This is a genomic window from Bradyrhizobium sp. UFLA05-109 (genome assembly GCF_054185165.1).
The window spans coordinates 1-18,459 of record NZ_JBBIAR010000070.1 but is presented as its reverse complement, the minus strand read 5'-3'; the positions used below and the strand labels follow the sequence as shown (position 1 = coordinate 18,459).

Here is an 18,459-nt window from a genome sequence, read left to right as displayed (position 1 = left end):
GTTCGCGTCAGCTCGACGCAACCAGCGCGATGACCCGAAGCGGGCTGCCGGAGCCGTTTTGTATCTTCAGCGGTGAGGCCACGATGACAGCGCCGGTGGCGGGAAGCTGGTCCAGGTTGCAGAGGCACTGCAAACCGTAGCGCCCCGCGCCGTGCAGGAAATGATGCGCCGGATAAGGCGGCTCGAAATGGCCGGCCTGCCCCGCATCGGTGCCGATGGTTTCGGTGCCGAAGCCGATGATGCCGCGCTCCTCTACCAGCCATTTCATGACGGCCGGGTTCGGGCCCGGTGTGTGCGCGCCGTCATCCCTGAGGCTGGAGTAATCGCGCCAACCCTTCTTCGACCAGTCGGTGCGTAGCAGAACCCAGTGACGCTCGGGAATGCGTCCGTTCTTCGCCTCCCAGACTTCGACAAGCGGGACCGTCAGCAGGAAGTCCGGATCCTTCGCCGCCTCTGCGGAGCAGTCGATGACGCAAGCCGGCGCGATCATGTCCTTTGACGGCATAGTGTCGACGGCATTGTTCGGCAGATCCTTGCCGGTGAACCAATGAATGGGCGCGTCGAAATGCGTGCCGGTGTGCTCGCCGAACGTCACATTGTTCCAGTACCAGGCCGGACCGCGACCATCGTAACGCGAAATCTCCTGGATGCGGACTGGTGCCGCCTGCCCAAATTCCGGCGGCAGCACGATGACCGGAAAATCCGGACTTAGCGTGAAGGTCAGATCGACGACGCGCACCGCGCCGGAAGAAATCGCACCTGCCAGCTCAAGGAGATTTTTGCTTTCCATCGTCACGTCCTCCGGCTTGGTTGAAATCCCGGTTCACCTGTCGAGCTCGCGCTCGAGCGCTTTCGGATTGGCTGCGAGACGTTGCCGAATCTCTTCGGCGACATCCCCGACATACATCTCTTCGAGTCCGCCCCGGAGCCCGGACACGATCGCCTGGGCGACGGCTCGCGGCGCGACCTTCGGCGGTGGAACGGTCTGGAACCACTCGGTGTCGACGGGCCCGGTGAATAGGTTCATAACCTTGATGCCGCCGGGGCGTAGCTCCGCACGAAGGCAGTGCGACAGCGACAGGCACGCGGCCTGTGAGGCCGAGTAGGCTCCAAAGGCGGGCCAGTTCGCGAGCGCATAGACTGACAGGATGTTGACCCATGCGACGCTGTTGTTGATGCCGTCGGCGCCGCGCATGCGCATGGCGGGTCCAAAGGCCTGTGCGAGATTGATGAAGCCGAGATAGGCCTGATCGATCTCGTCCCGCGCGATGCTCGTGCCCCTGCGGTCGAGCAGGCCGCCCGGCCGCACATGTTCCGTCGTGTTGACGAGGATGTCGACCTTGCCGCCTATGTCTGCGGCAAGATCGGCGGCAGATTTTTCGTCGGCAGCATCGAGCGTGACGACCTCGACCCCGTCCTGCTCGCGCAGCAGTTTTTCACCGGCGAAAGGCCGCCAGGGTTCGGCTACGCCAACGAACACGGTCTTCGCGCCCGAGACCTTCAGGGCTGCGACGGCTTCCTGGCCGATCACGCTGCGGCCGTTGGTGACGAGCACCCGCCTGAATTTTGGATCGGCCGTCATTTCCCGCCACTGTCTGTCGTCTGCCATATTGGGAGTCTCTGCCTCGGGTCGGGCAAAGGCCACGGCCTGCCCGCTCTTGTCGATTTGAAGCGACATGCGCACCGGGGCGCCCTCGACGCAGTCGGCATGGAGATGCGCAACCATCGTCGGACCGACGTCCATCTTGACGAGGCCGATGCGCCAGGGCACCCGCTCGCGGAAGTAGACGTCGCTCGGCACGCGCGCCGTCGTCTCTGCCAGCAGGGTGCCGCGACGCGGCGCATCGACAAACGCAAGACCGGCCGACAGGCAGGCGGGGCACGCCTCGCGCGCCGGATACGCGAAGGCACCGCAGCCCTCGCAGCGCTGGAGCATGAAGCGTCCTTCGGCGGCAGCGCGCGTGAACCCGTGCGATGTTCTGCTGCGCGGCCGCGGCGGCGATGTAGGAAGCCGCGTCCGCAGCAGCGGGTTCTTGCGCCGGGGCGGCTCAATCGGATCGATCATCGCGAAGGCCCTGCAAAGATCGCGGCACCCGAGGCCAGGCCGCGGTCATAGTTGATCATACCGAATCCCGAGGCCAAACCGAGCTTTGCATCCTTCACTTGTGTGGGACCCGCTGCTCCCAGGACCTGCCGCAGCCCTTCGACGAGACCGAGATAGGCGCCGGCTGCGCCGGCCTGCCCGACCGACAGCTGTCCACCCGAGGTATTGTGCGGGAAGTCGCCGTCAATCGTGAGATCGTGCTGGCGCACGAATTCTGCGCCCTCGCCCTTGTCGCAGAAGCCGAGATCCTCGAACTGCATCATCGTGATGATCGGATAGTCGTCATAGGTTTGGACGATATCAAGATCGTCAGGCCTAACGCCGGCCATCGCGTAGAGCTCACCGACGTCCATTGCCCAGCCGCCCCTCACCTGCATCTCGTCGTCGGCGAAGGCGTTGTGCCGCTCGATCGTCGACAGCAATCGTGCAGCCGGCAATCCCAGCGATGCCGCGGTCTCGTCCCGCATCACAAGGAAGGCCTCGGCACCGGCGCAGGGCATGACGCAATCAAAGAGATGAATGGGATCGGAAATCGGACGGGCCGCCAGATATTGCTTGATCGTCAGCGGCGTCTTCATCAGCGCGTGCGGGTTGCGCAGCGCGTTGGCGCGCTGGGCGACCGCGATCCTGCCAACATCCTCGCGCGTGATGCCAAACGTCCGCATATAGTTGCGCGCAATCAGCGCGAAGCTCGCATTGGCGCCGCCCGCACCATAGGGATAGACAGCATCCTGGTTGAACCGCGAGAAGTTCTCTAGCGTCAGGCGGAAGGAATCGACGTGGTTGGTGTCGCCGGCCACGCAAGCCACGATGTCGGCATCGCGCGCCTGCACCGCGCGTGCGGCCTTCCGCAATGCGGCGATGGCGCTGGCGCCGCCGAGCGGGATGGTGTCCAACCATCGCACGCACAGTCCGAAATGCTGCGTCAGTCCAATTCCGCTGTCAGTTCCTATGGTGAAGCTCGAGACGCACAGACCGTCGATGTCGGAGGCTTTGATGCCGGCCTGCGCGACGAGCGCGCTCAGCGCGCGGCCGATCCACCATTGCGCGCTCTCGATGGAATAGCGCAAATAGGGTATCGTGACAGGCGCCGCCATCACGATTCCGTCGTAGGGTGTGCGCAGCGAATTTTTCACCTGCCGCCTGCCTTTGACCCGCCTCAGATCACCGTCAGCTTGACGTCGATATTGCCGCGAGTCGCGTTCGAATAGGGACACCGCTCGTGCGCTCCTGCGGCGATTTGCTCCGCCACCGGTTTCTCGATCCCGGGCAGGCAAACCTTCAGTTCGACTGCGAGCGCATACCCGACAGGCACCGGTCCCATGGCAACCTTCGCAGTGACCGAAGGCTCGGCAGAGGGAACGATCTTCCGGGTGCGCGCCACGAGCTTGACCGCGCCAAGGAAGCACGCGGCATAGCCGGCCGCAAAGAGTTGCTCCGGATTGGTCCCCTCGCCGCCCGGTCCGCCCAGCGACTTCGGCAAGGACAGCGACACCGACAGCAAGCCATCCGCGCTCGCGGCCTTGCCGTCGCGGCCCCCCATCGCCGTCACCTCGGTCTCGTAAAGGATCTTTTCGGGTCTCATCATATCTTGCTCTCCAGACTTGACCGGCCCTTCCGGCGCTAACGCTTGTTGCGCGCAAGCAGCGCCCGAAAATCGTCACGAGCGAGTGCGCTGGCACGCTTGAAGCTCGGCCCGCGGCTCGGCTCGGTGCCATTGAGCCGCCTGAGTTGCACCCACATCTCGGCGCTCTTCAACGCCACCGCGGCGCAATTCACCACCGGCGCGTGCCCGACCTTCAGACCGTGCTCCCGCCCAATCAGCAGGCCCGGCAGCACACCCGCGGGTATCACCACGTCGGCACCGCGCTCCACCAGCGGAAGGGCGCAGGTCATGAAATCCTCGATCATCCGGGCATGGGCGGCCTGATCGCCCGCGAACGCGCTTGCGAAATCCTCGGGCTTGCAGCCAAGGCCCGTCACGTGGACGACGCGATGACCGAGGCCGTAACGTTCAGCCTGCTCGTAGTGCCAGACCTCGAAGACGGGATCGAGTGTCACGAGGCCGAGGCGCCGGCCGAGTTGCGAGGCCGCAAGCAACGTCGCCTCGCCGGTCCCGATCACGGGAATGTCGAGCGTCGAGCGGAGCTCGTAAAGTCCGGGATCCTGGAAATGACCAATCACGAAGGCGTCGAACCCGCCCTCCTCGGCCGCGATGCCGTTGTCGATCGCCTGAACGGCGCAGCGCAATTCGGCGAGCCGTCCGAACTCGCGGTCCGGCGGCGAAATCCCTTCGACATGCACCGTCGTGCCGTGCGCCGCGATCGTGTTGAGGTATTCCGACAGCAGCGCCATGTAGGGCGCGTTGACGCTCGCATCAACGAAGCTTTGCCAGAAGATGCGCATCGTCCTTCTCCTCGAGTGGCTCATCGGAGGATCGGTTTTCGGTAGTCGACAATATATTTCAACCATAAACTAATTGACCCGTCAAATGTGCGCGACAACGGCAACGGACCAGGTCGGCCGCGAACGGCAGTGTCGCCCTCTTCTGAGGTCCAAGATGCCTTGGAAGTGGCGGAGCCTGACAAAAATTGTATGCAGCAACATTTTTTTCTGACAGCCCCGTGACACGTGTTGACGGCCCCACCGGGAATACTTTAGGCTTTAAATAATCCACCGGCCCGCGCCGGCGGCAAGGCAACGATGTTGCAGGGCACCGATTTTGAGAATCTCGATCGCGTGGACAGTCGTCGGGCTTGAACAGCCGGCAGCAGCATCGCCGGCCGCGCATCGCGATCGCTCATCTCTGCATCAGTCGGCCAGTGATCTCCGCCCAGGCGCCCAACGTTCGCGCGGCCTGCGTCGCCATGGCTGCTGACGTTTTCGCCCAGCAAGCTCATCGTCATCGCGCCCGGCTCGGACGCCGCAACATCCCTTTCAATCGGTTCTTTTGCAACCGGAAGCCCCTTACCGGCTTTCAGGCATTGATGCCCTGCACCCATGGAGGAGAACGCGAATGCGCAAGACTCTGAGCTTCCTCGCACTTGCTGTCGGCGTCCTAGCGGCGCCAGCCGCGCGGGCCGACATCACCATCGGCTTTGTCACCTCGCTAAGCGGCAACGGCTCCTCGATCGGCATTCCCTACGGCCGGGGCATCAACGCCGCCTATGAATACAGGAAGACGATCGACGGCGAGACCGTTCGACTGATCCAGCTTGACGACGGCTCCGATCCGTCGGCCGCGACGCGCAATGCGCGCAAGCTCGTGGAAGAAGAGAAGGTGGACCTCTTGATCGGGACCGCCACGGCGCCGTCGACCATTGCCATGGCAGCGGTAGCGAGCGAACTGAAGGTGCCGATGATCGCGGTCTCGCCGATCGGCAGACTACCGGAATCGCCGGAGCAATGGGTCGTCTCAGTGCCGCAGCCCGCGTCCCTCCTCGTCAAGATCGTGGCCGACCGCATGAAGCGCGACGGCATGAAGAACATCGGCTACATCGGGTTTTCGGACGCGTGGGGCGATCTCGTCTACAATGGAGCCAAGGCCGCCGAGGCGATTGACGACATCAAGGTGCAAACCAACGAGCGCTATGCCCGGACCGACACTTCGGTGACCGCGCAAACCCTTAAAGTGCTCGCCGCACGGCCTGATGCTGTACTGGACGGCGGGTCGGGTACACAGGGCGCGCTGCCCCTCCTGAGCCTTGCCGAGCGCGGTTTCAAGGGCAAGACCTACGGCACGGTGGCGCTGGTCAATCCGGACTTCGTCAATGTGGGCGGCAAGGCCGCTGAGGGCATTCAGGTCTCCGCCGGCCCCGTGATCGTAGCCGAGCAGCTTCCGGACGAGCACTTTGCCAAGAAGATCGCACTCGATTTCCGCGCCGTGTACCAGAAGACCCACAACATTCCGACCACCGACGGCTTCTCCGCCTACTCATTTGACGCCTGGCTGATCTTCGCCAACGCCGCCGAGCGCGCGCTCAAGATCGCAAAGCCCGGGACGACTGAATTTCGCACAGCGCTGCGAGATGCGATCCTGAGCACCAAGGAGCTCCCGGGCGTACACGCCGTCTACAATTTCAAGCCCGGTGCGGTGACGGGCGTCGACGAGCGCTCCCTGGTCGTGGTGCGTCTGACCGGCGGCGCCTGGAAGTACGCGCCGTAGTCGATAAGCGGCTGGCGGATAAAACGGGAGAACGGCGTCTCACATGACGAGCGACATCGCAGCCATTCTTGCGATCGACGGGATCGCCACCGGCGCAATCTATGCGCTGGTGGCAATCGGGACCGTCCTCATCTTCACGGTGACGCGGGTCATCTTCATCCCCTTCGGCGACATCGCCGCATTTACCGCTCTGACACTTGCAGCGCTCGACGCGAAGCGCTTTCCCGGCACGGGGGCGCTCGTCGTGATACTGGCCTGCCTTGCGACCCTGATCGAGATTCTCTCGTTGCTGCGCGCCGGCGAACTCCGGATGCTGCCACGCGCGCTACTCTTCTACCTCGTGCTGCCATTGGCCGCAGTTGGTACCGTGTGGCTGGTGATGCGCATCGATCCGCCCCTTGCAGTGCGGCTCCTGCTCGCGCTGATGCTGATCACGCCGATCGCGCCGCTGCTTGACCGGATCGTGTTCCGCCCGATCGCGGATGGAACGGTGCTTCTGCTACTGACGGTCTCCGTCGCGCTGCATTTCGCGCTGGTCGGTCTCGGCCTGCTGTTCTTCGGCCCTGAAGGGGTCCGAACCGAGCCGCTGACCTCGCTCTCGACGGAATTCGCCGGCGTCCTGATCTCGGGCCAGACCATGCTGATCGTGATCGCCGCAATCGTCTTCAGCGGCCTGCTCTATCTCTTCTTCGACTTCTCGCTGGTCGGCAAATCCCTGCGCGCGACGGCCGTGAACCGAACCGGCTCCCGGCTGATGGGAATACGCCCGGCGCGGGCCGGCACCATCGCCTATCTCCTGGGCTCGCTGATGGCCGGCGTATCGGGAATCCTGATCGCGCCGGTGAACACTGTGTTCTACGATTCCGGCTTCCTGATCGGCCTCAAAGCGTTCGTCGGCGCCATCGTCGGCGGCATGACCAGCTACCCCGGAGCCGCGATCGGCGCCGTCGGCGTCGGCATTCTCGAAAGCTTCGCATCCTTTCAGAGTAGTGCTCTGAAGGACGTCATCGTGTTCTCGCTGCTGATTCCGATCCTGATCTGGCGGTCTCTCGCCTCGCTGCATTCCGAGGAGGAGATCGAGGAATGATGCGCTTTCATGTTCAGCTCGCGGCAGTGGCGGCGGTGGTGTGCCTTGCGGTCGCGCCCTTCGTGCTCAGCCCCTTCAGCATTACGCTGATGAACTACATCGGCATCTATTCGCTCGTCGCCATTGGACTTGCGCTGCTCACCGGCGTCGGCGGCATCGTGTCGTTCGGGCAGGCGGCCTTCGTGGGCGTTGCGGCCTATGCCACGGCCTGGGTCTCCGCGCTGAACGGGCATTCGCCCTGGCTTGGCCTGGTATTGAGCGTTGTGCTGACCTGCGGTGTCGCAGCCGTTCTCGGCGTCGTCACCCTGCGGCTTCAGGGCCATTTCCTCTCGCTCTCGACCGTCGCATGGGGCCTTGCGATCGGCTTCCTGTTTGGCAATGTCGAGGGGCTTGGCCGCTTCAACGGCATCTCGTCGATCCCGCCGATCAACTTCGGCTCGTTCGCACTGGTTTCGAGCGTCCAGATCTTCTTCTTGATCTGGGGGATTGTCGCCGCGGTCCTCTTCCTCGGTTACAACCTCCTGGATTCGCGGCTCGGCCGCGCCATGCGGGCGCTGCGCGGCGGCAACACGCTGGTCGAGAGCCTCGGCATCAATGCCTTCCAGATCAAGCTCGTTACCTTCGTGATCGCGGCCTTCCTTGCCTCGCTCTCCGGCTGGCTCTATGCCCATATGAGCCGCTTCATCAGCCCGGGTCCGTTCGATGCCGGCATGGGCATCGAATATCTAATGATGTCGATGGTGGGCGGCGCCGGCAGCCTGCTCGGCGGCGTCGTGGGGGCTGCCATCGTCACGCTGCTCAAGAACAGCGTGCAGGACTATCTGCCGCTGATCGCCAAGGGCGCGTCCGGACAGCTCGAGATCGTCGCCTTCTCCGCACTGTTCATCCTGTTCCTGCAATGGGCGCGGCAGGGTATCGTGCCCTTCGTTGCGCGCTTCCTGCCGAAGATTCAGCGCGAGCGACCGCCGCCGGCACCGCCCCTGCCTCGCCGCATGCGGCCGACGCCAGGCGAGTTGCTGCTGAAAGTCGATGGCGCCGAGCGCCGGTTCGGCGGCCTGATCGCCGTCAATAAAGTCAGCTTCGAGGTGCGGTCAGGCGAAATTCTCGCCGTCATTGGCCCGAACGGCGCCGGCAAGAGCACGATGTTCAACTGCCTGACCGGCGCGCTCCGGGTCAACAAGGGCGAGATCGTCTTTGCAGGGCGCCAGATTACGCGCGACGCGCAATCCCGCATCGCCAAGGCCGGCATCGCGAGGACGTTTCAGCACGTCAAGCTGAGGCCGCGCATGAGCCTCCTGGAGAACGTGATGCTCGGCACCTACGCCCGCACCAGCACCGGCCTGCTTTCCGGTGCCTTCGGCCTAAACCAGCGCGAGGAAGCCAGTGCACGGCACGAGGCCTTGATGCAGCTCGAGCGCGTCGGGCTTGGCGACAAGCCGTTCGAGCTCGCGGGCAATCTTCCCCTCGGTAATCAGCGCATACTGGAGATCGCGCGCGCGCTCGCCGCAGACCCCTCCTTGCTGGTGCTGGACGAGCCGGCAGCCGGCCTGCGCCGGCAGGAAAAGTTGAGGCTTGCAGAGCTCCTGCGCTCGCTGCGGGCGGATCACCTCACCATCCTCATCGTCGAGCACGACATGGAATTCGTGATGTCGCTGGTCGACCGCATCGTCGTGCTCGACTTCGGATCCAAAATTTGCGAGGGCGCACCGAGCGCGATCCGCAACGACGAGCGGGTGCAAGAGGCCTATCTCGGAGGCGTCGCGTGAGCGAGATGTTTTCCATGACCGATGTAACGGTCTGCTACGACAACGTCGAAGCCGTCCGCAACGTCTCGCTGTCGGTCGAGGAAGGGCAGATCGTCACCGTCATCGGCCCGAACGGGGCCGGCAAGACCACGCTCCTGATGGCCGCAATCGGACTGCTCGCGTCGCGCGGCCGCATGATGTTCCAAGGCGGCGACATCGGCAGGATATCCGTCGAGGACCGCGTCGAGCGCAGGCTATGCCTCGTTCCGGAGAAGCGCGAGCTGTTCTCCGAGATGTCGGTTGCCGACAACCTACTCCTGGGCTCGTATAGCCTGCGCGACCGCTCGGGCGTGCAGAAGACACTGGATGAGGTCTATGATCGCTTCCCGCGGCTGAAGGAGCGGCAGCGACAGGCCGCGGGCACGCTCTCCGGCGGCGAGCGCCAGATGCTCGCACTCGGCCGGGCCCTGATGGCGAAGCCGAAGCTCTTGATGCTCGACGAGCCAAGCCTCGGTCTCGCACCGCTGATCGTGCGCGAGATCTTTCGCACCATCGCATCCTTGCGCGAGCTGGGCGTCTCGATCCTGCTGGTCGAGCAGAATGCCCGCGCCGCGCTCGAGACGGCCGACTACGGCTACGTGCTCGAGACCGGTGAGATCGTGCAGTCAGGCCCGGCCAAGGACCTCATCCACGATCCCCGGCTGATCACGGCCTATCTCGGTGGACACTGAAGACCAGGTTCGGCCAGAGGCGTTCGTGGCCGTACCACCAAAAACATCGAAAACAACCCCATGCAAAGTAGCCGGACGCCGGCGCCACAATTTTCGCCTTTTACGAAATTGGATTGACACGTCGGGCAAATCACCTGCAAGATGCCATCATCGCAGTTGTCGGATGGGCAAAGCCCTTGCATGACCCGTCGATACAGGCACGATCCGACCTCTGCCGCTGGAGAGAGGTGAAACGGTGCCGGCGATCAAGCCGAACTTAACCTCACCGAGCTCTAGACCGCAGACCGGACGGTCCTCGTCAGCATCGGAAAATGCTTGTTGCCGCCCTGGAAGGGCGGGAATTGCACGAAGTCGGCGCGCATGCGCTTGATCACGTCTGATGCCAGCGCGTGCGACAGCGCCTCGGGACTATCGAACACCAGCTTGTTGCGCTGAATGTACGCGACCCGCTGCGACGGCAACCGGTCGACCCAGTCGATCCCAGTATAGATCTCGACCTGGCGAACGTTCGGGAAGGTCCGCATGATCGAGGGGTGATGGTCGAGATAATGCAGGTGCCACGCATTGAGGTCGTCAGCCGGCCCGGGATAGTGGACGAGGTAGCTGCACGGGTTCGTCGTTCCCTCGTGATGCGCGGCAAGGTCGACCGGGAACGAGCGCGTCACCATCGCCTGGTGCGTGACATCGAGTCCCGCAAGGCTCGGCAGGCCTTCACCCACCGCGAGGCCAGCGAGAACTCCGCCGCCGTCGAGTGCCGCTTCGCAGGCGAAGAGGTCCGGAAAGCGCAGTTGGACGGCTAAAGTCGGCCCCGGACCATCGGCCCCATAGGGGTGATCGACCGAATGCTCCAGCGGCGTGAACAGCAAGCCCTCGGTCATATGCGGAATCGATCCGATCATGGCCGCCGCGGCGGCAATATCATCGGACTGGATCCGGCGTTCGCCGGCCGGATCAGAGAACGTCATGAAGAACGAGATCATGAGGGAACTATCTCCGTTCCCTCCCCAGCGTGCCAACGCGCCACGAGCGCGGCGCGGACGTCGTCGGGCCAGGGTATGGCATGGTGGTCGACCAGCGACGTCGCGGCGAGGATCTGGCGGGCCTTCCACCGCGTCCCGTCCGCACCCGAGACGACGTGCGCCAAATGGAGCGAGGCGCGGCCGACCTTGACGATGTGCAGCGCGAACGTCAGGCGGGCGCCGAACTTCGATGGCCGGGAAAAATCACAGGTGAGATGCACCGTAGGCGTCCCGATCTTCCGGACCGTGATCAATTCCGGCCATGGAAAACCGATCGTTGCCCAGAACTCCTCGACGACGCCATTGAGGATGTTCAGATAGGACGGGAAGTAGGCGATGCCGGAGGGGTCGCAATCCCCGAACCTTAGCTCGCGGTCGAAGGAGAACTGCGTCATCAGATTGCGACGACCGGGTGCCTGATGACACCGACGCCATCAACCCCGGCTTCCACCACGTCGCCCGGCCACAACCATTCCTGCGGAGACAGGCCGGCGCCAACTCCTTCAGGCGTACCCGTCGCGATGATGTCGCCGGGCTCGAGCGTCATGCCCGATGAAATGTCGGAAATCAGAACCGCAATGTCGAAGATCATGTATTTGGTATTGGAGTCCTGCTTCATGACACCGTTCTTGGTCAGCCAGAGCCGCAAGTCATGCGGATCGGGAATCTCGTCCGCCGTCACGATGCAGGGGCCGAACGGCGCATAGGTGTCCATGCCTTTGGAAAAGATCCACTGGCCCGCGCGGCGATTGTCGCGCGCGGAAATATCGATTATCACTGAATAGCCGAAGACGTGATCCATCGCTTTGTCGACTGGGATGCGCGTGGCGGTCTTGCCGATGATGACGGCGAGCTCGACTTCCCAATCGAGCTGCTGCGTCATCTTCGCATTGTGCTGGATGGCTGCGCCGGGACCGATCACGGAGGTCGGCGGCTTGGAAAAGACCACCGGCTGCTTCGGCAGGTCCTTGTCGGTATCGAGGCTCTTGGCGGACTCCGCGACATGGGCGCGATAGTTGAGCCCGATGCCAAAAATGTTCTTTCGCGGGCGCGGGATCGGGGCTTGCAGTTTCACGTCCTCGACTGGAACGGCCGAGCCGGCCGCGAAGCGGCCATTGGCGTTCTCAAGGCACTCCTTCAGCGCCGGCAACAGGGTCACGCCGTTGTCGATGAACGAGAGCATGTCGTTCGGCCATGCGAGATTGCGCGACGCACCGAGGCGCTCGACATCGACGACCAATCCGTTGACGACAACCCCGAGGCGGGCACCGCTGGTGCCGGAGGTGTAGGTGACAAGACGCATGTAAGCTTCTATCCGGCTCTTCTGGTTGAATTCTGCAAGGACGCGTCAGGCGGCGACCGGCTGATGGCCGGCATTGTCGCCATAGGCCTCTTCCCTGTAGAGACTGAGGCCCTCGATGACAGGCAGATCGTTGAAGCAGAACAGGCAGGCGTCCTCGCTCGAAGACGCGTTGCCGTGCTCGTGCCACGCCCAGGACGGAACGCAGAAGATGTCGCGCTCCTCCCATTCGAACCGCTTGCCGCCGATCACGGAACAACCGTGCCCCTTGGCGACCTGGTAGACGAAGCTTCCGGTGTGCCGGTGCGACTTCGTTGTCTCGCCCGGCCGCAGCAACTGCATGCTCGCGCCGATCGTCTGCATCACGTGCCCACCGGTGATTGGATTGACGTAGTTCATGAGGATGCCGTCGTAGGGCGATCCGTCGGTCGCGGCGGCATATTTCCGCAAAGCGTCGTAGGTCGGCTCCCACTCGTACTTGAACATGGGCGAATAGCCCTTCGACCATTTGGAGTCAGCCGGCCGAAGACCGGGATTGCCCCAGGTCCTGGTCATGTCGTCCACGGGGTAGCCGGACTCCTCCTGCTGGATTTTTGGATGCACGACGAAGAAATTGGCCTCCAGCGCATTGACCAGCGGGATGTCGAGCCCATCCTGCCAGATGCAGACCGAGCCGTTGCCTTCGACGCCATGCTCGTGCCAGGTGCCGTTCGGCGTCAGCACGAAATCGCGCGCCCCCAACGTCATCTTGTGACCGTCAACGATCGTATAAGCGCCCGCCCCTTCCATGATGAAGCGCAGGGCGGAGGCCGAGTGCGCGTGCGCGGTCGCGACTTCACCGGGGTGCATCACCTGCAATCCCGAATAGAGCCAGCCGACCGCCGCCGACACATCACGGCGACCAGGGTTGTTGAGGTAGATCACCCGGCGCCCCGCTTTCTCCGGCGAGACCAGCTCCACCGAGCGCAGCACGTGCTCGCGCAGATCACTGTAGCGCCAGAGCACGGCAACGGACGCCGACTGCGGCTGCCACGGCTCGATCTTGTTGGCGACCGTCCACAGCGCGCCGGCTTCGAATTTCTCGAGATCCTTGTAGTAGGCCTTGAGCTCCGGAGTATCCTCGACATTGGCCCGGCCGATGACGTTTTCGCGCATCCCATCCTCCAAGTCCCGACTTGTGAGTCTTGCCTCGTAAGTCCTGTCTCATGGCGTCGCTGGCGCGACGCGTCCCAAACCATCATTCCGACTTGTCTGGAATTGACGTGAAGCCTGCCTGCTCGGCGGCGTCCGGTGCGAAACGTTCGCCCTCCACAAAGCCGAGCGGCCCCAGCGGACGGCGATTGACCCGCAAATCGAAAATGTCGAAGCGGTTGTAGTGCCCGACGATGTCATGCATCTGCTTCGGTTGAATGCAGCGGTCGAGATCGATGTCAGCGTAGACGATGCCTTCATCGTCGATCAGGGGAGCACCGACCACGCGGCCGTCCGGCCCGATGATCCCCGAAAATGCGCTCGACTTGCGCTGCAGGCGCGCCCGCGCATCGGGAACGATGGCCTCCATCGCCGCAATGATCTCTTCCGAGACCGTCGAGCAGGAGACGACCGTAAAAATCTTGCCTTCAAAGGAATGGGCAATGGCGCGCAACTTGATCGCCTCCGCCATGTCGTAGTCCGCCGGCGCGACGGGGAGCGAAATGTAGCTCGCAACGTGGACGAGCTCTCCCTGCCCCAACAGCGCAAAGCGCGCGAGCGTGTTGGTGTTCTCGCCGCACGCGAGCCCGCCGAGACGCCCGATCTCGGTATCATAGACGCGCAGGCTCGACCCGTCACCGCCGGTCCAGGTCAGCTTCTCTGCCCAGGTCGGCACCAGCTTGCGGTGCTTGCCGAGCAGCGCGCCGTCCGGGCCAATGAAGACCAGCGTGTTGTAGATTGCTCCCAGGGACACCGGGCTGCGCTCGTTCACGCCGAGGACGACGTAGCACCCGGTATCGCGTGCAGCCTTCCGGACGACGTCGATCTCCGGACCCGGCACCAGGACCGATGCCTTGGCGAGCTTCTCGAACCATGCGCTTCCCGTGACGGGATCGGTGATCCAGTTCCAGTAGGGATAGCCTGGAACGAACACTTCGGGGAACGCGACGAGCTGCGCGCCATGGCCAGCTGCCTCACGCACCAGTGAGGCTGCCTTGTCAGCGGTCGCGCTCGCGTTGAGATATACAGGTGAAGCCTGGACGGCGGCAGCTTTAAAGCGCGGCAGCTTCAGCATTGGCACTACCCTGTCGCTGGCTCATGATCGCCTTCCGGAGCAGAGGTCCGCAAGCGTGACTACATAGCGCAGCGTTGACTTACTTCACATGTAAAAGTATGCTATCGCATATTTCTGGAGGGCGCAATGGCTGAACGGTCTTTTGCTCGCGAAGTCGAGGATCTCCGGCTCGGCGACGGCGACACCTTCCGCGGCGAAGGCATCCTCGCCATCACCAAGGCACTCCTGCAATCGGGCGTTGCCTATGTCGGCGGTTATCAGGGCTCGCCAATCTCGCACCTGATGGACGTGCTGGCCGACGCCAAGGACGTGCTCGACGATCTCGGCGTCGTCTTCCAGAGCTCCGCCAATGAGGCGGCAGCGGCGGCGATGCTGTCGGCCTCCGTGATGTATCCCCTGCGCGGCGCGGTCGCGTGGAAGTCGACGGTCGGCACCAATGTTGCCTCCGACGCGCTGGCCAATCTCGCCTCCGGCGGCGTCACCGGCGGCACCATGATCATCGTTGGCGAGGATTACGGCGAAGGCTCCTCGATCATGCAGGAGCGCACTCATGCCTTCGCGATGAAATCGCAGATGTGGCTGCTGGATCCGCGCCCCGATCATGAATGCATCGTCAACCTGATCGAGAAGGGCTTTGAGCTCTCGGAAGTCTCGAACACTCCGGTGATGCTCGAGGTGCGCGTCCGCGCCTGTCACATGCATGGAAGCTTTGCCTGCAAGGACAATGTGAGGCCGGCCCACACCATCAAGGACGCGCTGAACAATCCCAGGCGCGACGTCGGCCGCATCGTGCTGCCGCCGGCGGCCTACGAGCATGAGCAGGAGAAGATCAAGACGCGTATGCCTGCGGCGATCGGCTTCATCCGGGACAACAAGCTGAATGAGTGGATGGGGCCGAAGCAGGGCAAGGTCGGCATCATCATGCAGGGCGGGATGTACAACAACGTCATCCGCGCACTGCAATATCTCGGGTTGTCGGATGCGTATGGCAACACGCAGGTCCCGCTCTACGTCATGAACGTTACCTACCCCGTGATCGACACGGAGGTTGCGGAGTTCTGTCTCGACAAGGACGCCGTTCTCATCGTCGAGGAAGGCCAGCCGGAATATCTGGAGCAGGCGATCAACACGGTGCTGCGCCGCAGGGACATCCAGGCGCGCGTCCACGGCAAGGACGTGCTGCCGATGGGCGGCGACTATACCGCGCAGGTGCTGCTTGGCGGGGTCAGAGAATTCCTCGAGAAGACCGAGCCGAGGCTGCTCGGCAACCGGCCGCCGGCGCCGGACGCAGTCCCCGTGCTCAATCACCCCGCAGTGGAGAAGCTGAAGCAGGTCGTGCCGGCGCGTCCGCCCGGTCTTTGCACCGGCTGCCCGGAACGACCGATCTTCGCCGCCATGAAGCTCGTCGAGGAGGAGCTTGGCCAGCACCACGTCTCCGCCGACATTGGCTGCCATCTGTTCTCGATTCTCCCGCCCTTCAACATCGGCGCGACCACCATGGGTTTTGGCCTTGGCCCGGCCTCGACCTCCGCATTCAACGTCAAGGCCGACAAGCGGTCGATCGCCGTGATGGGGGACGGCGGCTTCTGGCACAACGGGCTGACCAGCGGCATCGGCAATGCGGTCTTCAACAAGCATGACGGCGTCTTCGTCATCGTCGACAACTACTACACTTCGGCGACCGGCGGTCAGGACATCCTGTCGTCGCGCGCGATCAACAAGCGACGTAACACCAACAATTCGATCGTGCAGGCCGTGAAGGGCATCGGCGGCCGATGGGTCCGGCAGATCGACCGCACCTACGATGTCGGCCGGATGCGCGACACGCTGAAGGAAGCACTCACGACCAAGGAGGAAGGTCCCAAGGTCATCGTCGCCTCCTCCGAATGCATGCTGAACAAGCAGCGCCGCGTGAAGCCGCAAATGAGCAAGGCGATCAAGGACGGGTTGCGCATCGTCAAGGAACGTTTCGGCGTCGACGAGGACGTCTGCACCGGTGACCATGCCTGCATCCGCCTCTCCGGCTGCCCGTCGCTCTCGGTGAAGCAACTGGACGATCCTTTGCGCGACGATCCCGTTGCGTCGATCGACAACTCCTGCGTCGGCTGCGGCAATTGCGGCGAGGTCGCGGAAGCGGCCGTGCTGTGTCCCTCGTTCTATCGCGCGGACGTCATCCACAATCCGACCGGCTGGGACAAGTTCAAGTCCAAAGTCACCATGGCCGTGATCGGCTGGCTGCAACGGCGGCGTGAGCGCCGGCGTCCGTCGCTCGAGGCGCTGGCATGAGAGACGAGACCGTCCGACTGGCACTACCTGCCGCGGGTGACGCGACCGAGCGGCCGATCTCGATCGCCATCGTCGCGATGGGCGGTCAGGGCGGCGGCGTCCTGACCGATTGGATCGTCCAACTGGCCGAGAACCATGGCTGGGTCGCGCAGTCGACATCGGTGCCAGGCGTCGCCCAGCGTACCGGCGCCACGATCTACTACATCGAGGCGATGCCGCCACTCGATGGCCGCAAGCCGATCCTTTCGCTGATGCCGACGCCCGGCGATGTGGACGTGGTCATGGCGGCCGAATTCATGGAGGCCGGACGCTCGATCCTGCGCGGTCTGGTGACGCCCGACCGCACCACTCTGATCGCGTCCAATCACCGGTCGTTTGCGATCGGCGAGAAGATCGCGCCGGGTAACGGCATCGCCGACAAGGGTGCGGTGACCGGCGCGATCGGGGTGGCCGCCAAGACCGAGATCATCTTCGACATGAACGCGCTGGCGACCGCGAATGGCAGCGTCATCTCGGCCGCGATGCTCGGCGCGCTTGCAGGCGCCAGCGTGCTGCCCTTTAGCCGCGAGAGCTATCTCGACGTAATCGGCGCCGGTGGGAAAGGCGCTCAGGCCAGCATCCGCACGTTCGAGGCTGCGTTGGACCGGGTGCAGTCCAAATCCTCGGAGCCGGCGATGCCGCTGCCACCCAGGGCAGCCGATAACGCTCCCTCTCACGCGGCTGTGGATCCGCGTCTTGCCGGTCTCATCGCCCGACTGACGCAGGAGCTGCCCGAGGCCGTACAGGCCATGAGCCGGGCCGGGCTGAAGAAGGTCGTCGATTTCCAGGACGCCGCCTATGGCGGCGAATATCTCGACATCCTCGGCAAGCTCCACGCTACCGATCGGAGCTCTGGCGGCACCTCCCGAAACTTTGCCTTCACGCAGGCCGCAGCAAAATATCTCGCCAACGCCATGACCTATGACGACGTCATTCGCGTGGCCGATCTCAAGACCAGATCCAGCCGCCGTGCACGAATCGAAGACGAGATCGAGCTGTCGCGGGACCAGGTGCTCCAGACCACCGAGTTCATGCATCCCCGCATGGAGGAGGTCCTGGGCATGCTGCCGGCGAGCCTCGGCCGCTGGCTTGGCGGCAAGCCGCGCCTCCTCGGCTGGCTCGACCGTCGCGTCAACAAGGGACGTCGGGTGCGGACCTATGCGCTGCCCTGGTTCCTCACGCTCTATGTCGTGGGCGGACTTCGCGGCATGCGCCGCCGCTCGCTGCGTCATGCCGTTGAAACGGCCCATCGGGACGCATGGCTCAAGGCCGCGGCAGAGGCGGTCCAGGCCAACTATCAGTTGGGCGTCGAGATCCTGCAATGCCGGCGGCTGGTCAAAGGCTATTCCGATACCCACAGCCGCGGCCTGTCGAAGTTCGACAAAACGCTGGCCGCGATCAAGCTGGTTGAACAGCGCGAGGATGCCGCCGACTGGGCGCGCCGGATGCGGGAAGCCGCGCTGAAGGACAGCGCGGGCAAGGAGCTCGACGGCGTGATCCAGACCATCAAGACGTTCGCATGACGTCGGGAACGGCACGGGATTGGATTGCCGTTCGCTTCCGTGGACGTCAGGATCGGACGTCTTGACTGCGATTCTCAAGGCGTTAATCGGAGCAGAAGACCCACTGTAATTCTCCCCCTCCCTGAGACACTCTGTACTCGATGGTTATGCGATGCCGGCAGCACTCAAAGAGAGCATTGGTCCCGCGTTTGGGC

Annotated in this window: 17 protein-coding genes; 6 read left to right on the top strand and 11 right to left on the bottom strand. The window is 63.7% G+C overall.

Features of this window, described 5'->3' with window-relative positions:
• Window positions 1-7: 7 nt before the first annotated feature.
• The 6 genes from Q3C01_RS36115 to Q3C01_RS36090 all read right to left on the bottom strand — a co-directional run bounded on the left by Q3C01_RS36115 (window position 8) and on the right by Q3C01_RS36090 (window position 5,106).
• Entirely contained in the window at window positions 8-790 is a 783-nt protein-coding gene (locus Q3C01_RS36115; RefSeq protein WP_458150041.1) for a cyclase family protein, read from the bottom strand.
• 33 nt (window positions 791-823) lie between these two features.
• Window positions 824-2,065, bottom strand: a complete 1,242-nt coding sequence (locus Q3C01_RS36110; protein WP_458150040.1) for an SDR family NAD(P)-dependent oxidoreductase — start codon at window positions 2,063-2,065, stop codon at window positions 824-826.
• The gene (locus Q3C01_RS36105) at window positions 2,062-3,240 is read right to left on the bottom strand and encodes a thiolase family protein (protein WP_458150039.1); all 1,179 of its coding nucleotides are present in this window, start codon (window positions 3,238-3,240) and stop codon (window positions 2,062-2,064) included. Before Q3C01_RS36105 ends, Q3C01_RS36110 begins: the two co-directional genes overlap by 4 nt.
• Before the next feature lie 23 nt (window positions 3,241-3,263).
• Window positions 3,264-3,692 carry an organic hydroperoxide resistance protein gene (locus Q3C01_RS36100; protein ID WP_458150038.1) on the bottom strand — a complete coding sequence of 143 codons (429 nt, stop codon included), beginning with the start codon at window positions 3,690-3,692 and terminating at the stop codon, window positions 3,264-3,266.
• Window positions 3,693-3,727: 35 nt separating this feature from the next.
• On the bottom strand, window positions 3,728-4,510 hold the full coding sequence (locus Q3C01_RS36095; protein ID WP_458150037.1) for an aspartate/glutamate racemase family protein: 783 nt from the start codon (window positions 4,508-4,510) through the stop codon (window positions 3,728-3,730).
• 251 nt (window positions 4,511-4,761) lie between these two features.
• A complete protein-coding gene (locus tag Q3C01_RS36090; protein WP_458150036.1) occupies window positions 4,762-5,106 on the bottom strand; it encodes a hypothetical protein in 345 nt (114 codons plus the stop codon).
• 14 nt (window positions 5,107-5,120) lie between these two features.
• On the opposite strand from Q3C01_RS36090, the gene Q3C01_RS36085 reads away from it, so the two are divergent.
• Genes Q3C01_RS36085 through Q3C01_RS36070 form a run of 4 tightly spaced genes read left to right on the top strand, consistent with a single transcriptional unit; the run spans window position 5,121 to window position 9,832 of the window.
• Window positions 5,121-6,269: an ABC transporter substrate-binding protein gene (locus Q3C01_RS36085; RefSeq protein WP_458150035.1), complete on the top strand. Its 1,149-nt coding sequence runs from the start codon at window positions 5,121-5,123 to the stop codon at window positions 6,267-6,269.
• Window positions 6,270-6,312: 43 nt separating this feature from the next.
• Window positions 6,313-7,356, top strand: a complete 1,044-nt coding sequence (locus Q3C01_RS36080; RefSeq protein WP_458150034.1) for a branched-chain amino acid ABC transporter permease — start codon at window positions 6,313-6,315, stop codon at window positions 7,354-7,356.
• Window positions 7,353-9,122: a branched-chain amino acid ABC transporter ATP-binding protein/permease gene (locus Q3C01_RS36075; protein WP_458150033.1), complete on the top strand. Its 1,770-nt coding sequence runs from the start codon at window positions 7,353-7,355 to the stop codon at window positions 9,120-9,122. The genes Q3C01_RS36080 and Q3C01_RS36075 overlap by 4 nt, the downstream gene beginning before the upstream one ends.
• Window positions 9,119-9,832 (top strand): ABC transporter ATP-binding protein, encoded by a 714-nt coding sequence (locus Q3C01_RS36070; RefSeq protein ID WP_458150032.1) that lies wholly within the window; start codon window positions 9,119-9,121, stop codon window positions 9,830-9,832. The genes Q3C01_RS36075 and Q3C01_RS36070 overlap by 4 nt, the downstream gene beginning before the upstream one ends.
• Before the next feature lie 272 nt (window positions 9,833-10,104).
• Here Q3C01_RS36070 and Q3C01_RS36065 read toward each other — a convergent pair whose 3' ends face one another.
• The 5 genes from Q3C01_RS36065 to Q3C01_RS36045 all read right to left on the bottom strand — a co-directional run bounded on the left by Q3C01_RS36065 (window position 10,105) and on the right by Q3C01_RS36045 (window position 14,417).
• Complete coding sequence (locus Q3C01_RS36065) at window positions 10,105-10,812, bottom strand: EthD family reductase (RefSeq protein WP_458150031.1); 708 nt, start codon at window positions 10,810-10,812, stop codon at window positions 10,105-10,107.
• On the bottom strand, window positions 10,809-11,246 hold the full coding sequence (locus Q3C01_RS36060) for an acyl-CoA thioesterase (RefSeq protein WP_458150030.1): 438 nt from the start codon (window positions 11,244-11,246) through the stop codon (window positions 10,809-10,811). Before Q3C01_RS36060 ends, Q3C01_RS36065 begins: the two co-directional genes overlap by 4 nt.
• Window positions 11,246-12,154, bottom strand: a complete 909-nt coding sequence (locus Q3C01_RS36055; protein WP_458150029.1) for a fumarylacetoacetate hydrolase family protein — start codon at window positions 12,152-12,154, stop codon at window positions 11,246-11,248. Before Q3C01_RS36055 ends, Q3C01_RS36060 begins: the two co-directional genes overlap by 1 nt.
• A 45-nt stretch (window positions 12,155-12,199) precedes the next feature.
• Window positions 12,200-13,306, bottom strand: a complete 1,107-nt coding sequence (locus tag Q3C01_RS36050) for a cupin domain-containing protein (protein ID WP_458150028.1) — start codon at window positions 13,304-13,306, stop codon at window positions 12,200-12,202.
• 82 nt (window positions 13,307-13,388) lie between these two features.
• The gene (locus tag Q3C01_RS36045; RefSeq protein WP_458150027.1) at window positions 13,389-14,417 is read right to left on the bottom strand and encodes a carbon-nitrogen hydrolase family protein; all 1,029 of its coding nucleotides are present in this window, start codon (window positions 14,415-14,417) and stop codon (window positions 13,389-13,391) included.
• Between the two features lie 126 nt (window positions 14,418-14,543).
• On the opposite strand from Q3C01_RS36045, the gene Q3C01_RS36040 reads away from it, so the two are divergent.
• Window positions 14,544-16,703 (top strand): thiamine pyrophosphate-dependent enzyme, encoded by a 2,160-nt coding sequence (locus Q3C01_RS36040; RefSeq protein ID WP_458150026.1) that lies wholly within the window; start codon window positions 14,544-14,546, stop codon window positions 16,701-16,703.
• Window positions 16,700-18,265 (top strand): indolepyruvate oxidoreductase subunit beta family protein, encoded by a 1,566-nt coding sequence (locus Q3C01_RS36035; protein WP_458150025.1) that lies wholly within the window; start codon window positions 16,700-16,702, stop codon window positions 18,263-18,265. The genes Q3C01_RS36040 and Q3C01_RS36035 overlap by 4 nt, the downstream gene beginning before the upstream one ends.
• Window positions 18,266-18,459: the final 194 nt, after the last annotated feature.